The organism is Candidatus Brevundimonas colombiensis, from assembly GCA_029202665.1.
GTDB lineage: Bacteria > Pseudomonadota > Alphaproteobacteria > Caulobacterales > Caulobacteraceae > Brevundimonas > Brevundimonas colombiensis.
In genome coordinates this window covers 2,639,626-2,663,183 of record CP119326.1, presented here as the reverse complement: position 1 = coordinate 2,663,183, position 23,558 = coordinate 2,639,626, and the positions used below count along the sequence as shown (strand labels likewise).

The 23,558-nt window shown below is 65.3% G+C and carries 25 protein-coding genes and 2 tRNA genes; 24 read left to right on the top strand and 3 right to left on the bottom strand.

Annotated elements, in window-relative coordinates:
• The first annotated feature begins 151 nt into the window (after positions 1-151).
• Positions 152-1,402, top strand: a complete 1,251-nt coding sequence (locus tag P0Y50_13040) for a glycosyltransferase (GenBank protein WEK39453.1) — start codon at positions 152-154, stop codon at positions 1,400-1,402.
• A gap of 226 nt (positions 1,403-1,628) precedes the next feature.
• Here the strand turns inward: P0Y50_13040 and P0Y50_13035 are convergent.
• From P0Y50_13035 to P0Y50_13025, 3 genes are all read right to left on the bottom strand, one after another.
• Positions 1,629-1,705: transfer RNA gene (locus tag P0Y50_13035), tRNA-Asp, on the bottom strand.
• Positions 1,706-1,787: 82 nt separating this feature from the next.
• A tRNA-Asp gene (locus P0Y50_13030) sits at positions 1,788-1,864 on the bottom strand.
• A gap of 96 nt (positions 1,865-1,960) precedes the next feature.
• On the bottom strand, positions 1,961-3,592 hold the full coding sequence (locus P0Y50_13025) for an AbgT family transporter (GenBank protein ID WEK39452.1): 1,632 nt from the start codon (positions 3,590-3,592) through the stop codon (positions 1,961-1,963).
• Positions 3,593-3,797: 205 nt separating this feature from the next.
• Between P0Y50_13025 and P0Y50_13020 the strand changes: the two genes are divergently transcribed.
• The 23 genes from P0Y50_13020 to P0Y50_12910 all read left to right on the top strand — a co-directional run bounded on the left by P0Y50_13020 (position 3,798) and on the right by P0Y50_12910 (position 23,547).
• Positions 3,798-4,175: an NADH-quinone oxidoreductase subunit A gene (locus P0Y50_13020; GenBank protein ID WEK39451.1), complete on the top strand. Its 378-nt coding sequence runs from the start codon at positions 3,798-3,800 to the stop codon at positions 4,173-4,175.
• Positions 4,166-4,789 (top strand): NADH-quinone oxidoreductase subunit B, encoded by a 624-nt coding sequence (locus P0Y50_13015; GenBank protein ID WEK39450.1) that lies wholly within the window; start codon positions 4,166-4,168, stop codon positions 4,787-4,789. The genes P0Y50_13020 and P0Y50_13015 overlap by 10 nt, the downstream gene beginning before the upstream one ends.
• Entirely contained in the window at positions 4,786-5,415 is a 630-nt protein-coding gene (locus tag P0Y50_13010; GenBank protein ID WEK39449.1) for an NADH-quinone oxidoreductase subunit C, read from the top strand. Before P0Y50_13015 ends, P0Y50_13010 begins: the two co-directional genes overlap by 4 nt.
• Positions 5,416-5,504: 89 nt before the next feature.
• Positions 5,505-6,683, top strand: coding sequence for an NADH-quinone oxidoreductase subunit D (locus P0Y50_13005; protein ID WEK41577.1), 1,179 nt, complete (start codon positions 5,505-5,507; stop codon positions 6,681-6,683).
• Entirely contained in the window at positions 6,680-7,015 is a 336-nt protein-coding gene (locus tag P0Y50_13000; protein ID WEK39448.1) for a nuclear transport factor 2 family protein, read from the top strand. Before P0Y50_13005 ends, P0Y50_13000 begins: the two co-directional genes overlap by 4 nt.
• A gap of 3 nt (positions 7,016-7,018) precedes the next feature.
• Positions 7,019-7,696, top strand: a complete 678-nt coding sequence (nuoE, locus tag P0Y50_12995) for an NADH-quinone oxidoreductase subunit NuoE (protein ID WEK39447.1) — start codon at positions 7,019-7,021, stop codon at positions 7,694-7,696.
• Entirely contained in the window at positions 7,696-7,959 is a 264-nt protein-coding gene (locus P0Y50_12990; protein ID WEK39446.1) for a hypothetical protein, read from the top strand. Before nuoE ends, P0Y50_12990 begins: the two co-directional genes overlap by 1 nt.
• Before the next feature lie 5 nt (positions 7,960-7,964).
• Positions 7,965-9,278, top strand: a complete 1,314-nt coding sequence (gene nuoF, locus P0Y50_12985; protein WEK39445.1) for an NADH-quinone oxidoreductase subunit NuoF — start codon at positions 7,965-7,967, stop codon at positions 9,276-9,278.
• Positions 9,279-9,281: 3 nt separating this feature from the next.
• Positions 9,282-9,767, top strand: coding sequence for a hypothetical protein (locus P0Y50_12980; GenBank protein WEK39444.1), 486 nt, complete (start codon positions 9,282-9,284; stop codon positions 9,765-9,767).
• Complete coding sequence (gene nuoG, locus P0Y50_12975; GenBank protein WEK39443.1) at positions 9,767-11,812, top strand: NADH-quinone oxidoreductase subunit NuoG; 2,046 nt, start codon at positions 9,767-9,769, stop codon at positions 11,810-11,812. The genes P0Y50_12980 and nuoG overlap by 1 nt, the downstream gene beginning before the upstream one ends.
• 3 nt (positions 11,813-11,815) lie before the next feature.
• Positions 11,816-12,895: an NADH-quinone oxidoreductase subunit NuoH gene (gene nuoH, locus P0Y50_12970; GenBank protein ID WEK39442.1), complete on the top strand. Its 1,080-nt coding sequence runs from the start codon at positions 11,816-11,818 to the stop codon at positions 12,893-12,895.
• The gene (locus P0Y50_12965) at positions 12,892-13,071 is read left to right on the top strand and encodes a hypothetical protein (GenBank protein ID WEK39441.1); all 180 of its coding nucleotides are present in this window, start codon (positions 12,892-12,894) and stop codon (positions 13,069-13,071) included. The genes nuoH and P0Y50_12965 overlap by 4 nt, the downstream gene beginning before the upstream one ends.
• Complete coding sequence (gene nuoI, locus P0Y50_12960; GenBank protein ID WEK39440.1) at positions 13,071-13,562, top strand: NADH-quinone oxidoreductase subunit NuoI; 492 nt, start codon at positions 13,071-13,073, stop codon at positions 13,560-13,562. The genes P0Y50_12965 and nuoI overlap by 1 nt, the downstream gene beginning before the upstream one ends.
• Positions 13,563-13,635: 73 nt before the next feature.
• Complete coding sequence (locus P0Y50_12955; GenBank protein ID WEK39439.1) at positions 13,636-14,259, top strand: NADH-quinone oxidoreductase subunit J; 624 nt, start codon at positions 13,636-13,638, stop codon at positions 14,257-14,259.
• Positions 14,259-14,567: an NADH-quinone oxidoreductase subunit NuoK gene (gene nuoK, locus P0Y50_12950; GenBank protein WEK39438.1), complete on the top strand. Its 309-nt coding sequence runs from the start codon at positions 14,259-14,261 to the stop codon at positions 14,565-14,567. The genes P0Y50_12955 and nuoK overlap by 1 nt, the downstream gene beginning before the upstream one ends.
• 8 nt (positions 14,568-14,575) lie before the next feature.
• Positions 14,576-16,663 carry an NADH-quinone oxidoreductase subunit L gene (gene nuoL / locus P0Y50_12945; GenBank protein ID WEK41576.1) on the top strand — a complete coding sequence of 696 codons (2,088 nt, stop codon included), beginning with the start codon at positions 14,576-14,578 and terminating at the stop codon, positions 16,661-16,663.
• A 4-nt stretch (positions 16,664-16,667) separates the two neighbouring features.
• Positions 16,668-18,152 (top strand): NADH-quinone oxidoreductase subunit M, encoded by a 1,485-nt coding sequence (locus P0Y50_12940; GenBank protein ID WEK39437.1) that lies wholly within the window; start codon positions 16,668-16,670, stop codon positions 18,150-18,152.
• A gap of 8 nt (positions 18,153-18,160) precedes the next feature.
• On the top strand, positions 18,161-19,603 hold the full coding sequence (gene nuoN, locus P0Y50_12935; GenBank protein ID WEK39436.1) for an NADH-quinone oxidoreductase subunit NuoN: 1,443 nt from the start codon (positions 18,161-18,163) through the stop codon (positions 19,601-19,603).
• 4 nt (positions 19,604-19,607) lie between these two features.
• Positions 19,608-20,369, top strand: coding sequence for a biotin--[acetyl-CoA-carboxylase] ligase (locus P0Y50_12930; GenBank protein ID WEK39435.1), 762 nt, complete (start codon positions 19,608-19,610; stop codon positions 20,367-20,369).
• A 1-nt stretch (position 20,370) separates the two neighbouring features.
• A complete protein-coding gene (locus tag P0Y50_12925) occupies positions 20,371-21,147 on the top strand; it encodes a type III pantothenate kinase (protein ID WEK39434.1) in 777 nt (258 codons plus the stop codon).
• Positions 21,148-22,821: a ribonuclease J gene (locus tag P0Y50_12920; GenBank protein ID WEK39433.1), complete on the top strand. Its 1,674-nt coding sequence runs from the start codon at positions 21,148-21,150 to the stop codon at positions 22,819-22,821.
• Between the two features lie 105 nt (positions 22,822-22,926).
• Positions 22,927-23,265: a DUF3088 family protein gene (locus P0Y50_12915; GenBank protein ID WEK39432.1), complete on the top strand. Its 339-nt coding sequence runs from the start codon at positions 22,927-22,929 to the stop codon at positions 23,263-23,265.
• 15 nt (positions 23,266-23,280) lie between these two features.
• Positions 23,281-23,547: a DUF1467 family protein gene (locus P0Y50_12910; GenBank protein ID WEK39431.1), complete on the top strand. Its 267-nt coding sequence runs from the start codon at positions 23,281-23,283 to the stop codon at positions 23,545-23,547.
• Positions 23,548-23,558: the final 11 nt, after the last annotated feature.

Here is a 23,558-nt window from a genome sequence, read left to right as displayed (position 1 = left end):
TTTGCGGCGAATACGGAGCGATTTGACAAGGCCGCTATTGAGCTTTGCCACGGCCGGGTTTAGGGGCCACGAAAGGCTCGGCGCCGCGTCCCCAGGACGCATCCAACGAACCCCTTCGGCGTTCGACAGCCCAAGCCGCACGAGAACGCCCATGAGCATGACCGACCTCGATGTCCAGGAAAGCGAACTCCGGTTGATTCCGGGGCTGGATGTAGAGGTCGCCGACACGCTGCGCGCCCTGAAGGCGGCGGCGATGGACGAGCGTCCCCGTCTGGTGGACACCACCATGCTGTATGCGCCGCGTTCGGGCGGCGTGAAACGCTACCTCCTGTCCAAGAAGGCGTGGATCGAGGCCAATCGCCCGGGGGTCAGCCATTCGCTGATCGTGCCGGGCGCTCGGCACAAGGCGGGCGCGGACGGGGTGGTGCGGCTGCGCGCCACCAAGCTGCCGTTCGGCGACGGATATCGCTGGCCGACGTCGGTCAAGCGCTGGAGCGCCTGGGTGGCGGCCATGAAGCCGTCGATCATCGAGGCCGGCGATCCCTATACGCCGGGGCAGGGCGCCCTGGAGGCCGGCCAGCGCGTCGGATGCCCCGTCGTCGGCTTCTGCCATTCCGACCCGGCGGGCCTGGCGGCGCTGCACTTCGGCGAATGGGCCAAGAAGCCGGTCGAGAAGCGCTGGGCGCGGCTGTTCTCCCAGTTCGACCGCGTGGTGTCGCCCAGCCGTTTCATCGCCCGGCGGCTGGAAGAAGCGGGCGTCGACAATATCGTGGTGCGTCCCCTGGGCGTCGAGATCGATACCTTCCGGCCCGAGCGCCGCGACCGGCAATGGCTGCTGGACCGGCTGGGCCTGGATGAGGACGCGCGGCTGCTGTGCTTCGCCGGCCGACCCGCAAAGGAAAAGAACGTCGATGTGCTGATCGAGGCGGTCCAGAAGCTGGGCGCGCCCTATCATCTGGTGCTGGTCGGCGCAGGATCGGGCATGCCGGACGAGGACCGGGTCATCTCCCTGCCTTATGAGACCGATCCCCGCGCCGTGGCCAAGATCATCGCCAGCTGCGACGCCTTTGTTCACGCCAACGACAAGGAGCCGTTCGGCCTGATCGTGCTTGAGGCCATGGCCTGTGGACGGCCGGTCGTGGGCGTCAACGCCGGCGGCGTGGCCGAGACCGTGGACGATACGGTGGGGCAGCTGGCCGTGCGGGCCGATGCGGCGGACTACGCCGAGGCGGTCGAAGCCCTGTTCGCGCGCGACATCGAGGCCATCGGCCGCGCCGCCCGCGAGAAGGCGGTCAGCCAGTTCGCCTGGAACCGCGTGTTCGAGGACCTGTGCGCCGTCTATGGCCAGCTGACCGGCGAGGCGGCCTTCATGACGCCTGACGCGGAACTGCATCTGCACTAGGCGATAAAGCCTCTCGTGTCGTCATTCCGGGGCTGAACGCAGCGAAGAAGCCGGACGCAGGGCTACGGTCAGCGCTGCTGAACGCATCTAACGCCGGATGCCCGCAGCCTGGGTTCCGGGTTCGTCGTGCGGACGCCCCGGGATGACGGGATGGCCCAGGCTTGGCGTGATCCGCCCGCCCAGGCGGGAGCGCGCCACTTCTTTATAACGATGTCTGGAAAAGAAGTGGCGCGAGTGACGGGGCTCGAACCCGCGACCTCCGGCGTGACAGGCCGGCACTCTAACCAACTGAGCTACACCCGCGTATCAGGTCGAAACTTTTGAGCTGTTTCGAAAGCTATGATGGGAAGGCGGTGTGCGCCACTCTTTCTATCTCTAGAGAGAGTGGCGCGAGTGACGGGGCTCGAACCCGCGACCTCCGGCGTGACAGGCCGGCACTCTAACCAACTGAGCTACACCCGCGTTTCCCGGCCGAAGCGGCTGTGCGCCCCGGCGAGGGGCGTCGTTTAGGCGGCCCGACCCAGCGCGTCAAGCGACCTTTTCGGAGAAACACGCCGCTCAGCGCGACGGGGCTGTGGACGGCGCCACGACCGCCGCCTGGGGCGGGCTGTGCGGGCCGGCCAGGCCGCCCGCCGCAGGCTCCTGAGCGGCGACCGCGGGCGCGGGCGGCTCGTAGTGGACGCCGACGCCCGGTCCCAACGGCAGGTCGAACGCGACCCAGGCCGCGACCATGCACAGCCCCGCGATCAGGAAGGCCCCGGCATAGGGCAGCATGTTCGCCATCAACGACCCCAGGCCGAATCGCGGGTCCCAGCGCTGGGCGAAGGTCAGGATCAGGGGAAAATAGCTCATCAGGGGCGTGGCGATGTTGGTCACCGAATCGCCCATGCGATAGGCGGCGGTCGTCATCTCGGGCGAAATGCCCAAGAGCATGAACATGGGCACCACGATCGGCGCCAGGGCCGACCATTTCGCCGAGGCCGATCCGATGAACAGGTCGAAGAAGCAGGAGACGAAGACCACGCAGATCAGCAGCAGCGGGGCGGGCAGGGCGATGCTCTTCAATCCGGCCGCCGCATGGACCGCCAGGATCGGCCCCAGTCCCGACCAGTTGAACATGGCCACGAAATGGGCGGCGAAGAAGGCCAGCACGATATAGGGCGCCAACTGAGCGATGCCGTCGCGCATCATCCCCACCAGGTCGCGGTGCGACTGGATCGCGCCCGACCCTGTCCCATAGGCGCCGCCCGCCACGAAGAAGGTGACGGCGAAAAAGGCGACCAGCGAACGGTACAGCGGATTGAACCGCTGCTCCGGATCGGCGTCGGGGTCCACGAAGGGCGAGCCGGGCAGCACGGTGATCAGCGCCCACAGCGCGATCATGCCCAGCACCGCCAGACCGGCGAAGGCCAGGCCGCGTCTTTCGGCCGGGGTCAGGGGCTGTTTCTCGTTGGCGGCGGGCGCCGCGACGCCTCCGGCGGGCTTCCAGACACCCAGACGCGGCTCGATGACCCGGTCGGTCAGGACCCAGATGATGGGGGTGAAGACGAAGACGACGCCGACGATGAAGAACCAGTTGCCGGCGATGTTGACCGAATAGGACGGGTCGATCAGTCGCGCGGCGGGCTCGGTGATCCCCAGGATCAGGGCGTCGCTGGCGCCGGGAAACAGATTGCCGGCGTATCCGCCCGAAACGGCGGCGAAACCGGCGGCCAGTCCCGCCAGCGGATGCCGCCCCGCTGCGGCGAAGATCACCGCCGCCAGTGGGATGACCACCACATAGGAGGCGTCCGACGCATGGTGGGACACCATGCCGGTGATCGCCACGACGGGCGTCAACATCGCGCGCGGCGCATTCAGCAGGGCGCCGCGGATGGCGGTGGCGAACAGGCCGGTCCGCTCGGCGACCGAGGCGCCGTATATGATGGTGATGACGATCCCCAGCGGCGGGAAATCGGCCAGGGTGCGCGGCATGCCGATGATCAGCCGCTCCAGGTTCTCGCCCGACAGCAGGCTTTGCGCCGCCAGACGGTCGCCGGTGACCGGGTTGACCGCCGACCAGCCCAGGCCCGCCCCGACCATGCTCAGCACGATCAGCCCGCCGATCAGCCACAGGAACAGGAAGACCGGGTCTGGCAGGCGATTGCCGATCCGTTCCACGGCGTTCAGGGCGCGGCTGGCGACGCTCATTCTGATGACTTTCGGTTACGCGATAGAGGCCGCAATAGGGCTTTGGCGGCGCAAGACGCGCAAGCGCCGGGCCTGCGACATATGGCGCGGAAACTTGCGATCCATTCTCAATGAAAAGCCTGTGGCCGCAGGGGTTTGAACCCCGGCGACGATGGGTCTAAGAAGCGCCGAATCCGCTTCTCCCCGGCGGCCGAGGTTCTTTCGCATGAACGCATTTCTGCTCGAATATCTGCCTGTGTTGATCTTCGGCGGCATCGCCGCGGTGATCGGCATCCTCTTCATCGCCCTGCCCATGCTGCTGGCGCCCAAGAGCCCCGATAGTGAGAAGCTGTCGGCCTATGAGTGCGGGTTCAACGCATTCGACGACGCCCGCATGAAGTTCGACGTGCGATTCTATCTGGTGTCGATCCTGTTCATCATCTTCGACCTGGAAGTCGCCTTCCTGTTCCCGTGGGCCGTGTCGATCTTCGACCTGTCGCACGCCGGAATGGTCTTCGCCTTCTGGTCCATGATGGTCTTCCTGGGGATTCTCACCATCGGCTTCATCTACGAGTGGAAGAAGGGAGCCCTGGAATGGGAGTAGTCGCCACGTCCGTGCCTTCGGGAACGGGGACGCCGTCGCTGGTCACCCCCTCGGGCGCGCCTCTGGTCGCCGCCGGCTCCGCCGCGCGTTCGACGGTCGAGGGGTATGACCCCAAGATCCACGACAAATTCTTTGAAGCCGTGAACATGGAGCTGGGCGAGCGCGGCTATCTGGTCGCCGCCGCCGACGACGTCATCAACTGGGCGCGCACCGGCTCGCTGATGTGGATGACCTTCGGCCTGGCCTGCTGCGCCGTCGAGATGATTCAGATGTCGATGCCGCGTTTCGACGTCGAGCGTTTCGGCATGGCGCCGCGCGGCAGCCCGCGTCACTCGGACCTGATGATCGTCGCCGGCACCCTGACCAACAAGATGGCCCCCGCCATCCGCAAGGTTTACGACCAGATGCCCGATCCGCGCTATGTCGTGTCGATGGGCAGCTGCGCCAACGGCGGCGGCTATTATCACTACAGCTACAGCGTCGTGCGCGGCTGCGACCGCGTCGTGCCGGTGGACGTCTATGTGCCGGGCTGCCCGCCGACGGCCGAAGCCCTGCTTTACGGCCTGTTGCAGTTGCAGAAGAAGATTCGTCGCACGGGGACCATCGACCGATGAGCTCCTTGGTTGTTCAGGCCCAGCATGAGGCCGCTCTGACCCCTCTGGGCGCCGAGATGGTGGGCGCTCTGGGCGTCGAGGCGCAGGTCGCGTTCGGCGAACTGACGCTGGTGGCGCCGCGCGAGCGGATCGTCGAGGTGATGACGGCGCTGCGCGATCAGTTCGGCTTCCAGCAGCTGCTGGATGTCTGCGGCGCCGACTATCCGGACCGCGAAGAGCGGTTCGAGGTTGTCTATCATCTGCTGTCGCTGACCCGGAACGCGCGCGTGCGCGTCAAGGTGGCGACGGACGAGGTGCAGCCGGTTCCGACCGTGGTCGAGGTCTATCCGTCCGCAAACTGGTTCGAGCGCGAGACGTTCGACATGTATGGCGTGCTGTTCTCGGGCCACCCGGACATGCGGCGTCTGCTGACCGACTATGGTTTCGAAGGGCACCCCCTTCGCAAGGACTTCCCGATGACGGGCTATGTCGAGGTCCGCTACGATGAGGAGCAGCGCCGCGTGGTCTATGAACCCGTCAAGCTGACGCAGGAGTTCCGCACGTTCGACTTCCTGTCGCCGTGGGAAGGCGCCGAATATCCCGCGCCGGTCCTGCCGGGCGACGAAAAGGCCGGAGGCAATGGCTGATGGCTGACGGAACCCACAACCACGCCGCCCTGGGCGCGACCGACGTGTTCGACGACGACCTCGACACGCGCACCGCTCATGCGCGCGAGATGGAAGACCGCAAGTTCACGATCAACTTCGGCCCGCAACACCCGGCCGCCCACGGCGTGCTGCGCCTGGTGCTGGAGCTGGACGGGGAAATCGTCGAACGCGTCGATCCGCACATCGGCCTGCTGCATCGCGGCACCGAGAAGCTGATGGAGGCGCGCACCTATCTCCAGAACGTGCCGTATCTGGATCGCCTCGACTACGTCTCGCCGATGAACCAGGAACACGCCTTCTGCCTGGCCATCGAAAAACTGCTGGGGGTCGAGGTTCCGTACCGCGCCCAGCTGATCCGGGTTCTGTATTCCGAGATCGGCCGGATCGGGAACCACCTGCTGAACGCGACCATGCAGGCCATGGACGTGGGCGCCCTGACGCCGCCGCTGTGGGGGCACGAAGAGCGCGAAAAGCTGATGGTGTTCTACGAGCGCGCCTGCGGCGCCCGTCTGCACGCCAATTATTTCCGTCCCGGCGGCGTCCACCAGGACCTGCCGATGGACCTGATCGACGACATCGGTCGCTGGTGCCAGGAGTTCCCGAAGGCCCTGGCCGACATCGAAAAACTGGTCACCGAGAACCGCATCTTCAAGCAGCGCAACGTCGACATCGGCGTCGTGACCAAGGAAGAGGCCCTGGCCTGGGGCTTCACCGGCGTGATGCTGCGCGGTTCGGACATCGCCTGGGACCTGCGCAAGTCGCAGCCGTACGAGTGCTATGCCGAACTGGAGTTCGACATCGCCGTCGGCAAGAACGGCGACTGCTGGGACCGTTATCTGGTCCGCGTCGAAGAGATGAAGCAGTCCGTGCGGATCATGGAGCAGTGCATCCATAAGCTTCGCAACTGTCCCGGCGAACCGGTGATGATCGAGGACAACAAGATCGTTCCGCCGCGTCGTGGCGAAATGAAGCGGTCGATGGAATCCCTGATCCACCACTTCAAGCTCTACACCGAAGGCTTCAAGACGCCGGAAGGCGAAGTCTACGCCTCGGTCGAGGCGCCCAAGGGCGAGTTCGGCATCTATCTGGTCTCGGACGGCACCAACAAGCCGTACCGCGTGAAGATTTCGGCGCCGGGCTTCCGTCACCTGGCGCAGATGGGTCCGATGAACCAGGGACACCAGCTGGCCGACGTTTCGGCCATCCTGGGCTCGCTCGACATCGTGTTCGGCGAGGTGGACCGATGAGCCGCGAAGCCGTGGTGCAGGGCCAGCTCGACGCCTACAACACCCAGGATCTGGCGACCTTCGTCACCTTCTTCGACGACGGGATCACCATTTCCGACCTGAACGCCGAGCCCAACCTGAAGGGGCTGGACGCCTATCGCGAACGCCACGAGGGCCTGTTCGCCCAGTTCCCGCAGAACCGTGCGGAACTGCTGTCACGAATCGTCGTCGGAAACACGGTAATCGACCACGAGCGTGTGTTCCGGTCGCCCGATGCAGCGCCTTTCGAAGTCGCCGCAATCTATTCGTTCGCCGGCGACAAGATCGCTCGCGTTGATTATGTGAAGGCCTAGCGGATGTCCGTTCGTCGTCTCGCCAAGGAACAGCCTGCCTCGTTCGCCTTCTCGGAAGCGACGATGGAAAAGGCCGAATGGTGGATCAAGAAATACCCGGAATCGCGCCGTCAGTCGGCGGTGATCCCGGTCCTGTGGCTGGTGCAGAAGCAGGAGGGCTGGGTTTCCGAACCCGCCATCCGCGCCATCGCCGAGCTGTTGGGCATGGCCTATATCCGGGTGCTGGAGGTCGCGACCTTCTACACCATGTTCATGCTGGAGCCGGTCGGCAGGACCGCGCTGATCCAGGTGTGCGGCACTACGCCGTGCGCGCTGCGCGGCGCCAACGAACTGATGCGTGTCTGCAAGGAGAAGATCGGTCCCAAGGATCATCTGTCCGCGGACGGTCGCTTCACCTGGCAGGAAGTCGAATGCCTGGGCGCCTGTTCGAACGCGCCGATGGCCCAGATCAACGACTACTATTATGAAGACCTGACGCCCGAGACGATGGCCCAGATCATCGACGACTTCGCCGCCGGCAAGTCGCCGGAACGGGGATCCTACATCGGTCGCACCAATGCCGCGCCGCAAGGCGGGGCCAAGACCCTGCTGGACGCAAAGCTGTACGACGGCTCGGCCGCCAAGCCGATCAAGAAGCTGCCCAACAGCGATCCGGCCCCGGCTGAAAAGGCTCCGGCCTGATGTCGCCGCCTGATCTGAACACCGATGAGGGCCGCGCGGCCTATCGCAAGGAGCTGCGGGGCGTGGGACGTCCGCTGCGGGCCGGTGGCCTGGCCATGGTCGTGGGCGCCGCGCTTCTGATCCTGATCTCGCGCCAGGGCGCCGTCGGGCCGTGGGCGGTCAACGCCTCCTACTTCATGCTGGCGGCGGGCTGGGTGATGGTCATCGCGGCCATCTGGATGCGCACGCGCCACCACAAGCGCCGTCTGGCGGAAGGACTCTGAGGGCCATGGTCGGCATTCTCGAAGACAAGGATCGCATCTTCACCAACCTGTACGGCTTCCATGACTGGGGCGTCGAGGGGGCGAAGTCGCGCGGCGCGTGGAACGCCACCAAGGACATGCTGGACCTTGGGCGCGACTGGATCATCAACAACGTCAAGGCCTCGGGCCTGCGCGGCCGTGGCGGCGCCGGTTTCTCGACCGGCCTGAAGTGGTCCTTCATGCCCAAGGAAGTGAAGGATCGGCCGCACTATCTGGTCATCAACGCCGATGAGTCAGAGCCCGCGACCTGCAAGGACCGCGAGATCATGCGTCATGATCCGCACCTGCTGATCGAAGGCGCGCTGATCGCCAGCTTCGCGATGCAGGCCCACGCCTGCTACATCTATCTGCGCGGCGAATACGTGCTGGAGCGCGAGCGGATGGAAGCCGCCGTCAAGCAGGCCTATGAGGCCCGGCTGATCGGCGACGACAATGTCCACGGCTGGGATTTCCACGTCTATATCCACCATGGCGGCGGGGCCTATATCTGCGGCGAAGAGACGGCGCTGCTGGAATCGCTGGAAGGCAAGAAGGGCCAGCCGCGCCTGAAGCCGCCGTTCCCGGCCGGTGCAGGCCTGTATGGTTGCCCGACGACCGTGAACAACGTCGAGTCGATCGCCGTCGTCGGCACGATCCTGCGTCGCGGGGCCGACTGGTTCGCCGGCTTCGGTCGTCCGAACAACACCGGCACCAAGCTGATGTCGCTGTCGGGCCATGTGAACACGCCCTGCGTGGTCGAGGAGGCCATGTCGATCCCGCTGCGTCAGTTGATCGAGGATCACGGCGGCGGCGTGCGCGGCGGCTGGAACAATCTGAAGGCCATCATCCCCGGCGGGGCGTCCTGCCCGGTCATCACGCGCGAACAGGCCGAGACGGTCCTGATGGACTTCGATTCCATGCGTGAGATGCGCTCGTCCCTCGGGACGGCGGGCGTCACGGTGATGGATCAGTCCACCGACATCGTGAAGGCGATCGCCCGCATCAGCTACTTCTTCAAGCACGAGAGCTGCGGCCAGTGCACGCCGTGCCGCGAAGGCACCGGCTGGATGTGGCGGGTTCTGGAGCGGATGGCCGTGGGCGAGGCCGATCCGTCAGAGATCGACCTGCTGCTGGAAGTGTCGACCCAGATCGAGGGTCACACCATCTGCGCCCTGGGCGACGCGGCCGCCTGGCCGGTTCAGGGCCTGATCCGTCACTTCCGTCACGAAATCGAAGACCGCATCGCCAACTACCGCAGCCGCCGCGCGAACTTCGCCGGCCACGCGATCGCTGCGGAATAGATCATGCGCCTTTCGCCCGCCATCGTCATCGGAGCCCTGGCTCTCGCCGCTTGCGGCGAGCGCGCGGCTGCGCCGAAGCCGACGGAAACGGCTTCGGCCGAGGTGAAGGCGCCTGAAACCGCCGCTGCGGCCGTGTTGGCGGAAACTGATCTGCGCCGGGTCTGCCGCGCCGGACTGGCCGCTGTTCACGGTCAGCAGCCGTCAGCCATCGATATCGACGGTGTCGAAGGCGGCGTGGTTCACGCCTCGTGGCGCGCGCCGGTCGATGGCGGCCGGATGCGAGCCGACTGCCGCGTTCAGAATGATGCGATCGAGTGGAAGCCGCTCGATCTTGCCGATGAAACGCTCGTTCGCTGGATGAACCAGCCGGGCGATCCGGTGATCCGTTACGTCATGAATGGCGGCGCGATCACCATCACACAGACGCTCCCTGACGGGACGACGGAACAGGCCGATCTGGCCGTTCCCGCTGAAGAAGAGGCCCGCTGATGCCAGTCGCCAAGGTCAACGGCGTCGAAACCGAGTTCGAGCCCGGCATGACCGTGCTCCAGGTCGCCGAGCGCGCGGGGCAGGAAATCCCGCGCTTCTGCTACCACGAACGCCTGTCCATCGCCGGCAACTGCCGCATGTGCCTGGTCGAGGTGAAGCCCGGACCGCCCAAGCCCCAGGCTTCGTGCGCGCTTCCGGCCGCCGACGGCCAGGAAATCTTCACCGACACGCCGATGGTCAAGAAGGCGCGCGAAGGGGTGATGGAGTTCCTGCTCATCAACCACCCGCTGGACTGCCCGATCTGCGATCAGGGCGGCGAATGCGACCTGCAGGACCAGTCGGTCGGCTATGGCCGTGACGGCTCGCGCTATTCGGAGAACAAACGCGCGGTCGAAGAAAAGCACATGGGGCCGACGATCAAGACCTTCATGACGCGCTGCATCCAGTGCACGCGTTGCGTCCGCTTCATCACCGAGGTTGCGGGCGTGCCGGACATCGGCATGATCTCGCGCGGCGAAGATGCCGAAATCACGACCTATCTGGAAAAGTCGGTCGCTTCGGAACTGTCGGGCAACGTCAATGACCTGTGCCCGGTCGGCGCCCTGACGCACCGTCCGTGGCAGTACCACTATCGTCCGTGGGAACTGAAGAAGACCGAAACCATCGACGTCATGGACGCTTTGGGATCGAACATCCGCGCCGACTATCGCGGGTCCGAGGTCATGCGCGTGCTGCCGCGCGTCAACGAGGGCGTCAACGAAGAGTGGCTGTCGGACAAGAGCCGCTATGTCGTCGACGGCCTGACCGCGCGCCGCCTGGACCGTCCGTGGATCCGAGAGAACGGCAAGCTGCGCGCCGCCACCTGGAACGAGGCGCTGGACGCCGTCGCCGCCAGGCTGAAGGCCGCGTCGGCCAACCGCATCGGCGTGATCGCAGGCGACCTGCAGGACGCCGAGTCGATGAAGGCGACGCTGGACCTGTTCCGCGCCCTGGGTTCGGCCAACACTGACTGCCGCCAGGACGGCGCTGCATTGGGTTATGGTCCGCGCGAAGGCTGGCTGTTCAACTCCGGCCTGGAAGGCATTGAAAAGGCGGACGCCGTTCTGATCGTCGGCGCCAATCCGCGCACCGAGGCGCCGCTGCTGAACGCCCGCCTGCGCAAGGCCTGGCTGAAGGGCGACATGGAGATCGGTCTGATCGGCGAACAGGCCGACCTGACCTTCGATTACGCCTATCTGGGCGCGGGTTCGAAGACGCTGGGCAAACTGCCCAAGTCGGCGCTGGACGTCCTGACCAAGGCCGAACGCCCGGCGATCATCGTCGGTTCGGGCGCATTGGGCGGGGAGGGCGGCGCGGCTGTCCTGAACGCCCTGGGCGCCCTGGCCAAAAAGGTCGGGGTCGTCACCGACAGCTGGAATGGTTTCAACGTCCTGCACCACGCCGCGGCGCGCGTCGCCGGTCTGGACATGGGCTTCGTGCCGGCAGAGGGCGGCCTGACGGCGGCTGAAATGCTGAAGCCCGATGCGCTGGACGTCCTGTTCCTGCTGGGCGCCGACGAGGTCGATCCGACCGGATCGAACGCCTTCCGCGTCTATCTGGGCAGCCACGGGGATCGCGGCGCCCATGGCGCCGACGTCATCCTGCCGGGCGCGGCCTACACCGAGAAGTCGGGCCTGTACGTCAACACCGAAGGCCGGGTGCAGATGGCCGAACGCGTCGTCTTCCCCAAGGGTGAGGCCAAGGAGGACTGGGCCATCATCCGCGCCCTGTCGGCCCGCGTCGACCAGACCCTGGCTTACGACACGCTGGAGCAGCTGCGCGCCAGGCTGATGGGCGATCACCCGACCTTCGGACGGATCGACTATCTGCCCGCCCCGGTCGCCTTCGACGTGGCCTCGCTGGGCGCCAAGGGCGATCTTGGCGACACCGTCTTCACCTCGGTCGTCACCGACCCCTATCTTTCAAACCCGATTGCGCGCGCCAGCGCGACGATGGCCGAACTGTCCGCCTTGCGGATCGCCCCGGTCGCGATGGCGGCGGAGTAGACCATGGACCCCGTTTCTTTCTGGGCCACGCCCGTTGGCTGGACGCTGATCACGGTCGGTCAGATTCTGCTGATCACCGTCGGCGTGCTTGTCGGCGTCGCCTTCCTGCTGCTGGCCGACCGCAAGGTCTGGGCCTCGGTGCAGATGCGCAAGGGCCCGAACGTGGTCGGCCCCTTCGGCCTGCTGCAGTCCTTTGCGGACATGATCAAGTTCGTGCTGAAGGAGGTCGTGGTTCCGTCCGGCGCCGACAAGGCGGTCTTCCTTCTGGCGCCGATCATCACGGTCATCCTGGCCTTCATGGCCTGGGCGGTCATCCCCTTCGCCCCCGGCTGGGTGGTGTCGGACCTGAACGTCGGCATCCTCTACATCTTCGCGGTGTCGTCGCTGGGCGTGTACGGCATCATCATGGGCGGCTGGGCTTCGAACTCGAAGTATCCGTTCCTGGGTTCGCTGCGTTCCGCGGCGCAGATGGTGTCCTATGAGGTGTCGCTGGGTCTGATCATCATCAACGTCATCCTGCTGGCCGGCACGATGAACCTGTCCAAGATCGTCGAAGCCCAGAGCGGCTATTTCTGGAACTGGTTCGCCTTCGGCGGCGGCGCCGGGACCTGGCCGCTGATCGTCGTGCTGTTCCCGATGATGATCATCTTCTTCATCTCGGCCCTGGCGGAAACCAACCGCCCGCCGTTCGACCTGCCGGAGTCGGAGTCGGATCTGGTCGCCGGTTATCAGGTCGAATACAGCTCGACGACCTACCTGCTGTTCATGATGGGCGAGTACGTCAACATCGTCTTCATGTCGGCGTTCATCAGCATCATGTTCTTCGGCGGCTGGAATCCCGGCTTCCTGTCGCAAGGTTTTCTGGACAGCCTGCCGGCCTGGATCGCCTATACGATCTATCTGCTGACCTTCGTCACCAAGACCGTCGTCTGGTTCCTGGCCTTCGCCCTGGTTAAGGCGTTCGTGCCGCGCTACCGCTACGACCAGCTGATGCGGCTGGGCTGGAAGGTGTTCCTGCCGACCTCGCTGGTCGCGGTCGTGATCGTCTCGGCCTGGCGCGTATTCGTGATGGGGGCGTCATGAGGACCCTCTTTGTGTCCATCGGGCTTCTGACCCTGACGTCGGCGTGCGCACCCGATCCGCGCATGCCCGAGACCAGCTATCAATGGCAGCGCCGTCAGGAGCGGATCGAACAGGAATTCCGCGCCAGCCAGCCTGCAACGCCTCCGAAGACGTCTGCCTCCAAGGATAAGCCCTGATGTTCAATCGTATCGCCCAGGCGGCCAAGGGCGCGATGATGCTGGACGTCATCGGCGCCATCGGTCTGACGCTGAAATACATGACGCGGCCCAAGGTGACCGTGAACTATCCGTTCGAGCGGAACCCGCAGTCGCCGCGTTTCCGCGGCGAGCATGCGCTGCGCCGCTACGCCAATGGCGAGGAACGCTGCATCGCCTGCAAGCTGTGCGAGGCGATCTGCCCGGCCCAGGCCATCACCATCGAGGCTGAACCGCGCGCCGACGGCAGCCGCCGCACCACGCGCTACGACATCGACATGGTCAAATGCATCTACTGCGGCCTGTGCCAGGAGGCCTGCCCGGTGGATGCGATCGTCGAAGGGCCCAACTCTGAATTCGCCGTCGAAACGCGCGAGGAGCTGCTCTACGACAAGCAACGTCTGCTTGATAACGGCGACCGCTGGGAACGGCAGATCGCCAAGAATCTGGAACTCGACGCGCCTTACCGCTAAGGCGCACACGCTTGAACGGGTCGGCGATTCCTGAACGGGGTCGCGGCCGATACGAAAGGGGCTTCGTCCCGAGATGCTGCAAAGCATAGCCTTCTTCCTGCTGGCGACGGTCGCTACGGTTTCCGGCCTTCTGGTCGTGACCGCGCGCAACCCGGTGCACAGCGTTCTCTGGCTGATCCTGACCTTCTTCTCGGCGGCCGGACTGTTCGTCCTGATCGGGGCCGAGTTCCTGGCGATGCTGCTGGTCGTCGTCTACGTCGGCGCCGTGGCGGTCCTGTTCCTGTTCGTCGTCATGATGCTGGATGTCGACTTCCTCAAGCTGCGCGAGGGCTACGCCCGGTATCTGCCGTTCGGGGCCATCATCGCCGCCGTGCTGCTGGTCGAGATGATCATGGTTTCGGCCGCCGTCGTGAACGGCGGGGCCGGCAAGGGCGCCGTCATCGCCGAGCCGTCGATGGCTGTGACCAACATCCAGTCCATCGGACGCGTGCTCTATACCGACTACGTCTACTTCTTCCAGGCCGCGGGCATCGTGCTGCTGGTCGCCATGATCGGCGCCATCACCCTGACCCTGCGTCACAAGCCGCATATCAAGCGCCAGAACATCGGCGATCAGGTCAACCGCGACCGCAAGAAGTCGGTCGAGGTCAAGTCGGCCCAGACCGGGCAGGGCGTCAGCGCCGAGGAGCTTCTCTGATGGTCATTGGATTGACCCATTATCTGACGGTCGCCGCCATCCTGTTCACCATCGGGGTGTTCGGCATCTTCGTGAACCGCAAGAACGTGATCATCATCCTGATGTCCATCGAGCTGATCCTCTTGGCCGTGAACATCAACTTCGTCGCCTTCTCGGCCTATCTGAACGAAATCAGCGGACAGATCATGGCGATGTTCGTCCTGACCGTCGCCGCCGCAGAGGCCGCTGTGGGCCTGGCGATCCTGGTGACCTTCTTCCGTAACCGCGGCGACATCGCGGTTGACGACGCTTCCGTGATGAAGGGTTGAGCGTGACTATTCAGACCCTTGTCATTCTGGGCGTCTTCGCTCCGCTGCTGGGCGCCGCGATCGCGGGCTTCTTCGGGCGGCGGATCGGCAACATCCCGTCGCAGGCGGTGACGACCGGCCTGCTGTTCTTCTCGTGCGCCGTCGCCTGGACGGTGTTCGGACAATGGACATGGGGGCACCTGGAGCCCTTCACCATCCGCCTGGCGCCCTTCATCAATGTGGGTGAGTTCCAGTCGGCCTGGTCGATCCGCATCGACGCCCTGTCGGCGACCATGCTGATCGTGGTCACCAGCGTCTCGTCGCTGGTCCACCTGTATTCCTGGGGCTACATGGCCGACGACGACAGTCGTCCGCGCTTCTTCGCCTATCTGTCGCTGTTCACCTTTATGATGCTGGCGCTGGTGACGGCGGCGGACTTCATGCAGATCTTCTTCGGCTGGGAAGGCGTGGGCCTGGCATCCTATCTGCTGATCGGCTTCTGGTTCAAGAAACCGACGGCCAGCGCCGCCGCCATCAAGGCCTTTGTCGTCAACCGCGTCGGCGACTTCGGCTTCGTTCTGGGGATCATGACGATCTTCTGGATGTACGGCACCATCAACTTCGCCGAACTGTTCCCCCTGATCGGAACCAAGGCCGGCACGACCTGGGAGTTCCTGGGCGTGCAATGGTCCGCGCTCGATCTGGCGGGCTTCCTGTTGTTCATCGGCGCGATGGGCAAGTCGGCGCAGTTCTTCCTGCACACCTGGCTGCCGGACGCGATGGAAGGCCCGACGCCTGTGTCGGCCCTGATCCACGCGGCGACCATGGTCACCGCAGGCGTCTATATGGTCTGCCTGTTGTCGCCGATCTATGAATATGCGCCGGGCGCGTCGCAGATCATCGCCATCATCGGCGCGATCACGGCCCTGTTCGCCGCCACGGTCGGCCTGACCCAGAACGACATCAAGCGGGTCATCGCCTATTCGACCTGTTCGCAGCTGGGCTATATGTTCTTCGCGGCGGGCGTCGGCGCCTATCAGGCCGCCATGTTCCACCTGTTCACGCACGCCTTCTTCAAGGCCCTGCTGTTCCTGGGCGCCGGTTCGGTGATCCACGGCATGCACCACGAGCAGGACATGCGGAAGATGGGTGGTCTGTGGAAGCTGTTGCCCGTCACCTATGCGGTGATGACCATCGGCACCATCGCCATCACCGGCCTGGGCATCCCTGGCGTCGGCGGCTTCGCGGGCTTTTATTCCAAGGACTCGATCATCGAGAGCGCCTATGCGTCGGCGGCCTCGGGTCACTCGGCCATCGGTCTGTTCGCCTTCTTCGTCGGCATCATCGCCGCCGGCCTGACGGCCTACTACTCGTGGCGCCTGGTCTTCATGACCTTCCACAACAAGCCGGTGTGGAAGGAAGAGGGCGATGCGCACCATGCCGACGATCACGCCTCGCATGCCCAGCGCGAAACCCATTCCGAGCCGGTCACGGATGCCCATGCGCATGACGACCACGCCCATGACGATCATGGCCACCACGGCCCGCTGAAGCCCCACGAGAGCCCGCTGGTCATGCTGGTTCCGCTGATCCTGCTGTCGGTCGGCGCCGTCGCCGCCGGCTTCGTCTTCGCGCCGCACTTCATCGGCCACCACGAGGGCGAGTTCTGGCGCGGAGCCATCTTCACAGGCGAGCACAACCACGTCCTGCACGAAAGCCACTCGGTCCCGACCTGGGTGAAGTGGTCGCCGCTGATCCTGACCCTGATCGGCACGGCCTTCGCCTACTGGATCTATGTCGCCCGCGAGGGGATGGGGCGTCGCATGGCCGAGCGGAACGGGATCGTTTACCGGTTCCTGTACAACAAGTGGTACTTCGACGAGCTGTACGACTTCGTCTTCGTGCGGGGCTTCAAGGCTGTCGGCGACGTCTTCTGGAAGGTCGTCGATGTGAATCTGATCGACGGGCTTGGGCCCAACGGCGCCGCCTGGGCCTCGCTGAAATCCGCCGCGCGACTGGGCAAGATCCAGTCCGGCTATGTCTATCATTATGCCTTCGTGATGCTGCTCGGGGTGGCTGGTCTGCTCACCTTCGCCATCCTCGCGTGGGGAGCCTGAGCCCGTGCCCTACATTCTGAGCCTCGTTACATTCCTGCCGCTGGTCGGCGCGCTGGTCATCCTTGGCGCGAGACTGGCGTCCAAGACCCAGGAGGCCGCCGCCCCGGCGGCGCGCTGGATCGCCCTGATCACCACCCTGGTCGTGCTGGGCGTGGCCGTTGTCCTGGTCGCCGGTTTCGATCCGTCGAACACCAGCTATCAGTTCGTCGAGTTCGCACCGTGGTTCGCGGGCGCCAGCTATCATCTGGGCGTGGACGGGGTTTCGATCCTGTTCGTGCTGCTGACTGCCTTCCTGATGCCGATCTGCATCCTGGCCAGCTGGAAGTCGATTTCGACGCGCGTCGTCGAATATATGGCCGCCTTCCTGATCCTGGAGACGCTGGTCATCGGCGTCTTCACGTCGCTGGACCTGTTCCTGTTCTACATCTTCTTCGAAGGCACCCTCGTGCCGATGTTCCTGATCATCGGCATCTGGGGCGGGGCGAACCGGATCTACGCGGCCTACAAGTTCTTCCTCTACACCCTGCTGGGGTCGGTGCTGATGCTGCTGGCCATGCTGTGGATGGCGCATACCGCCGGAACCACCAGTATTCCGGAACTGAAGCGGTTCGCCTTCAGCCCGGTCGTCCAGCCGATCCTGTGGCTGGCCTTCTTCGCCTCGTTCGCGGTCAAGATGCCGATGTGGCCCGTCCACACCTGGCTGCCTGACGCCCACGTCCAGGCGCCGACGGCCGGTTCGGTCATCCTGGCCGGGATATTGCTGAAGCTGGGCGGGTACGGCTTCATCCTGTTCAACGTGCCGATGTTCCCCCAGGCGTCCGAGATGTTCCGCCCGCTGGTCTTCACCCTGTCGGTGATCGCCATCGTCTATACGTCGCTGGTCGCCTGGCGTCAGACGGACATGAAGAAGCTGATCGCCTATTCTTCGATCGCCCACATGGGTTTTGTGACGCTGGGCATCTTCTCCGGCAACGACCAGGGCATGCAGGGCGCCGTGTTCCAGATGATCAGCCACGGTCTGATCTCGGGTGCGCTGTTCCTGTGCGTTGGCGTCGTCTATGACCGGATGCACACCCGCGAGATCGCCTTCTACGGCGGCCTGACGGCGCGGATGCCGTGGTTCGCCGCCATCTTCCTGATGTTCACCATGGCCAATGTCGGCCTGCCGGGCACCTCGGGCTTCATCGGTGAAATCCTGACGATGACGGGGACCTATCACGCCTCGACCTGGGCGGCACTGGTTGCGGCCTCGGGCGTGATCTTCTCGGCGATCTATGCGCTGACGCTGTACCGCGCGGTCATGTTCGGCGAGATCACCAATCCGAAGCTTCAGACCATCGCCGATATCGACAAGCGCGAACTGCTGCTGTTCGTGCCGCTGATCATCGGCACCATCTGGCTGGGGGTCTATCCGGCCGCCGTCCTCGATTACACCGGGCCTGCCGTTGAGGCCCTGACCAGCGCCTATCGCGCCGCGATCGGCGGGTGAGACCATAAATGCCTGATCTGTCCTCCGCCCTGCACCTTGCCGCCTCGGAGCTGACCCTTTCGGTCGGCGCCCTGGTCCTGCTGATGGTCGGCGCCTTCATCGGCGAAAAGAGCGCCCGCCTGGTGTCGATCCTGTCGGTTCTGCTGCTGCTGGCCGCCGCCGTCATCGCCGTCATCGGGCCCTGGGGTGCGGCCTTCAACGGCGCCTATGTGGTCGATCCGCTGGCCATCTACGGCAAGAGCGTCATCTATCTGTCGGCCGCCGTGGCCATCATCCTCGGCGACGGCTGGATGAAGCGTACGCGTATCGCCAAGTTCGAGTATCCGGTCCTGATCGTGCTGGCCGCCGTCGGCATGGGCATGATGGCGTCCTCGGGCGACCTGATCTCCATGTATGTCGGGATCGAGCTGCATTCGCTGGCCCTGTATGTCCTGGCCGCCTTCCACCGCAACGACGTCAAGGCGTCGGAAGCGGGGCTGAAGTATTTCGTCCTGGGCGCGCTGTCGTCGGGCCTGCTGCTGTATGGCGCCAGCCTGATCTACGGCTTCGCCGGGTCGATGAAGTTCGATGACATCGCCGCCTTCGCCGTCGATCATCCGTCGACGGGTCTGCTGTTCGGTCTGGTCTTCCTGATCTGCGGTCTGGCGTTCAAGGTTTCGGCGGCGCCGTTCCACATGTGGACGCCCGACGTTTACGAAGGCGCGCCGACGCCGGTCGTCGCCCTGTTCGCGACCGCGCCCAAGGTGGCGGCCATGGTCCTGATCGCACGCGCGCTGGAAGGCGGGTTCGGTGAATCCCACGCCCAGTGGTCGCAGGTTCTGATCGCCATTTCGCTGATCAGCTTCGTCGTCGGCGCGTTCGGCGGTCTGGTGCAGAAGGACATCCAGCGCCTGCTGGCCTATTCGTCGATCATCAACATCGGCTACGCCCTGTTGGGCATCGCCGCCGGCACGGCCGCCGGTCTGCAGGCGATGCTGATGTTCATGACCCTGTACGTCATTGACCAGCTGGGCTTCTTCGCCATCCTGCTCAGCCTGTCCAAATCGGGTCGTCCGATCCGGCGGATCGCCGATCTGGCGGGGCTGAAGCGGGATCGTCCCCTGACGGCCGTGGCCCTGACCATCCTGTCGCTGTCGGTTCTGGGCATGCCGCCGTTCTCGGGCTTCTGGGGCAAGTATTATGTCTTCGGCGCCGCGGCGAATGCCGGTCTGTGGCCCTTTGCGGCCATCGGTCTGGTCGCCTCGGTCGTGGCCGCCTTCTACTATCTGCGCATCATCAAGCTGATGTGGTTCGATGCGCCGGTGGATGAGGTTGCGACCGACCGGGCGCCGGTCGAGGCCAAGTGGATCGGCTGGGCCTGCGCGGCCTTCGCCTTCCCCCTGGTGCTCGTGGGTCTGACCTGGCTGGAGCCGCTGACCAAGGCTGCGAGCGCCGGTTTCGGGAACGGGTAGGGCGTTGACGCCCGCCCCCCTGGTCATCCACGACGAGATCGACTCGACCAACGCCGAAGCCCGTCGTCTGGCTGAGGCCGGAGAAACCGGTCCGCGCTGGATCGTGGCGCGCCGTCAGACCGCGGGTCGCGGGCGGCGCGGCCGCAGATGGGAAAGCGAACAGGGCAATCTGGCCGCCACCCTGCTGATCACCACGCCGAAGTCTGCGGCGGAGGCGGCCCAGGCCACCTTTGTAGCGGCGCTGGCGGTGGCGGATCTGCTGGACGTCTTTGTCTCGCCCGCCCTGGTGTCGATCAAATGGCCCAACGACGTGCTGTTGGGCGGCGTGAAGGTGTCGGGGATTCTGGTCGAATCCGGCGCCCATGCGAACGGCGGTCTTTGGCTGGCCGTGGGCATCGGGGTCAATCTGGCGCACGCGCCGGAAGGGACCGAACGGGGGGCCGCCGCCGTCGCCGACAGCCTGAGGGCCGACCTGACCTATGTGCCGCCGATAGAGGCGGCGGCCGAGATCCTGGCCGAGACCTTCGCCGTCTGGTGGGGACGCTGGCAGACGCTGGGATTCGAACCCGTGCTGGACGCCTGGACCAGTCGTCTCAAGGGGCTGAAGGGGGCGTGCGTGGCGCGGCTGGACAACGAAACCCTGGAAGGCGTGGCCGAGGGTGTGGAGCCGGACGGCGCGCTTCGATTGCGTCTGGCCGATGGCTCGGTGCGGTTGATCTCGGCCGGCGATGTCTTCTTCGGCCCAGACGCCGGCAAGGCGTCCTGAGATGCTGCTGGCGATTGAACAGGGCAACACCAATACGCTGTTTGCGGTCCATGACGGATCGGAATGGATCGCCCAGTGGCGCGCCGCGACCGAGGCCACGCGGACGGCGGACGAATATGCAGTCTGGCTGAACCAGCTGATGCTGATGAAGGGGCTGGCGGTCGCGGGCCTGACCGGCTGCATCATCTCCAGCGTGGTGCCGCAGTCGATCTTCAACCTGCGTAATCTGGCGCGGCGGTATCTGAACATCGAGCCGCTGGTGATCGGCGAGAACGTCAATCTGGGCATCGACGTGCGGATCGCCAAGCCCAGCGAGGCGGGGGCCGACCGACTGGTCAACGCCATCGGCGCCAAGCTGGTCTATCCCGGCGACCTGATCGTGATCGACAGCGGCACGGCGACCACCTTCGATATCGTGGCGGACGACGGCGCCTTCGAGGGCGGCCTGATCGCGCCGGGCATCAATCTGTCGCTGCAGGCGTTGCACGAGGCGGCGGCGAAACTGCCGCGCATCGCCATCCAGCGGCCCGAACACGTCATCGGCAAGGGCACGGTCGAGGCCATGCAATCCGGCGTCTTCTGGGGCTATATTTCGTTGATCGAGGGACTGGTCGGGCGCATCAAGGCCGAATGGGGTCGACCCATGACGGTCATCGGCACCGGCGGCGTCGCCAGCCTGTTCGAAGGCGCGACCGACAGCATCGACCATTTCGATTCCGACCTGACTATTCGCGGCCTCCTCGCAATCTGGCGTCGTAACGCCCATTTGACTGACTGAATGAAAAAGCAAAACCAAGACGAACTCGTTTTCCTGCCGCTGGGCGGCTCGGACGAGGTCGGTATGAACCTGAACGCCTATGGCTTCGGCCCAGAGGCGAACCGTGAATGGTTGATCGTCGACGTCGGCGTCACCTTCGGCGACCTGTCGACGCCCGGCGTGGACGTGATCGTGCCCGATCCCACCTATCTGCAGGGCGAGACGATCAAGGGCATCGTGCTGACCCACGCGCACGAGGACCATATCGGCGCCCTGGGCTGGCTGTGGCCGCGCATCAAGGCGCCGATCTACGCCACCCCCTTCACCGCCTATCTGATCCGCGACAAGCTGCGCGAGCGCGGGATCCTGGATCAGGTCGAACTGATCGAGGTGCCGCTGGGCGGCACGGTCGACATCGGGTCGTTCGGCGTCACCTTCGTCAACATGACCCACTCGATCGCCGAGCCCAGCGGCCTGGCCATTGATACGCCTCTGGGCATGGTGTTCCACACCGGCGACTGGAAGATCGACGACCAGCCGGTGATCGGGACCAAGACCGACGCCCCCGCCATTCGCGCCCTGGGCGACGAGGGCGTGCTGGCCATGGTGTGCGATTCCACCAATGTCTTCGTGCCGGGCGTGGCCGGGTCGGAAGGCGATGTCGCCGTCGCCATCTCCAAGCTGATCGCCAGCCTGAAGGGCCGCGTCGCCGTGGGCTGTTTCGCCTCCAACGTCGCCCGGATGGACAGCGTGATCCGCGCGGCCGAGGCCTGCGGCCGTCGCGTCGCCCTGGCCGGCCGCTCGATGCACCGCATCACGGCGGCGGCGAAACACGTCGGCATGTTGCAGGACGTCAAACCCTTCCTGTCGGACGAGGAAGCCCGCGTCTGGCCCGCCGATCAGATCCTGTATCTGTGCACCGGCAGCCAGGGCGAGGCGAGGGCGGCCTTGTCGCGCGTCGCAGACGGCACGCACCCCACCGTCAAACTGGGCATGGGCGACCACTGCATCTTCTCGTCGCGCCAGATACCGGGCAACGAACTGGCCATCGGCAATCTGCAGGATCGCCTCGCGGATCGGGGCGTGCGCCTCTACACCGAGAAGGATCACCCAGGCATCCACGTCTCGGGCCATCCCTGCCGTGACGAGCTGAAGCAGATGTACGAATGGGCGCGGCCGCAGATCGCGGTGCCGACCCACGGCGTGCGGCGCTTCCTGCTGGAACACGCCAATCTGGCCAAGGAGGTCGGGGTCAAGGAAACGGTCACGCCGCGCAATGGCGACATGGTGCGCCTGGCGCCCGGGCCGGCCCAGATCGTCGACGAGGTGCCGAACGGCCGCCTCTACGTCGACGGCGGGATGCTGGTCACGGAACAGGGCGAGGCGCTGAAGGAGCGTCGCCATGCCTCGACCAATGGCGTGCTGATCGTCAGCTTCGCCCTGGACAAGCGCGGGCGGATCGTCAGCGACATCGACATCCGCAGCGTGGGCCTGCCCGGCGATCTGCAAAAGCCGCTGGGCGACGTGCTGGACGATCTGGCCGAGCGCGTCGAACAGGTGGTCAAGAACCTGAAGGGCGAGGCGTTGGAGGACGAGATGGTGGTCGAACAGGCCATCGCCCGCGTTCTGAAAAAGGCCAGTCAGCAGGTCTGGGACCGTCGTCCCATCGTCGAGACGGTCGTCCTGCGCGTCTGATTGGACCTCGGCTGTTCGGGCGCCGGTTCGGCGCTCGAACGGCTTGGCCGCCGAAAAGCGATTAGCGGTCGCGACACGGCGTGCGCATCGGCTATAGGCTGGGGCATGGCCGAGACGCTCTTTCTGCTGAATCCCGACTGGCATGACGATCAGGGCGGACCGTGGTTCTGCCCGCCCGGCGCCTATATCGAGGGCGTCCTGGCCTTCTATCCGCAACTGCGCGACGCGCTGGACGTGGTCTATCTGGATCACGCCAAGCCGCGCCCGCCGGTGATCGCACAGGTGGGCGAGGCGCATCAGAGCTGTCCGATCCTGATCCTGGACGATGAACTGGACTGGCCCCAGGCCGAGATCAGCGCGGAGACCGGGCGGCGTTTCCTGCAGGACCACGCCATCGCCCCCTATCTGGCGGCCCGCTACGGCGTCGGCCGGCCGCATCCTTAAAAAAAGAGGCCCGTCATGCCTATCGGCCCCCTGACCATGATCGGCATCTATATCATCGTCTGGTGGACGGTGCTGTTCGCCGTCCTGCCGCTGGGCACGTCGCAGGAAACGCACGAGCCGCCGACCGACGGCGCCCAATGGGGCGCGCCCCGCACGCCGAACCTGAAGCGGAAGTTCCTGACCACCACCTGGGTCTCGGCCATCGTCTGGGCTTTCGTCATGGTGCTGATCTTCACCGGCTGGCTGCCCTTGCCGGACTTCTCGCAGGCCCCGGCGGTCTAAACCACAAGCCG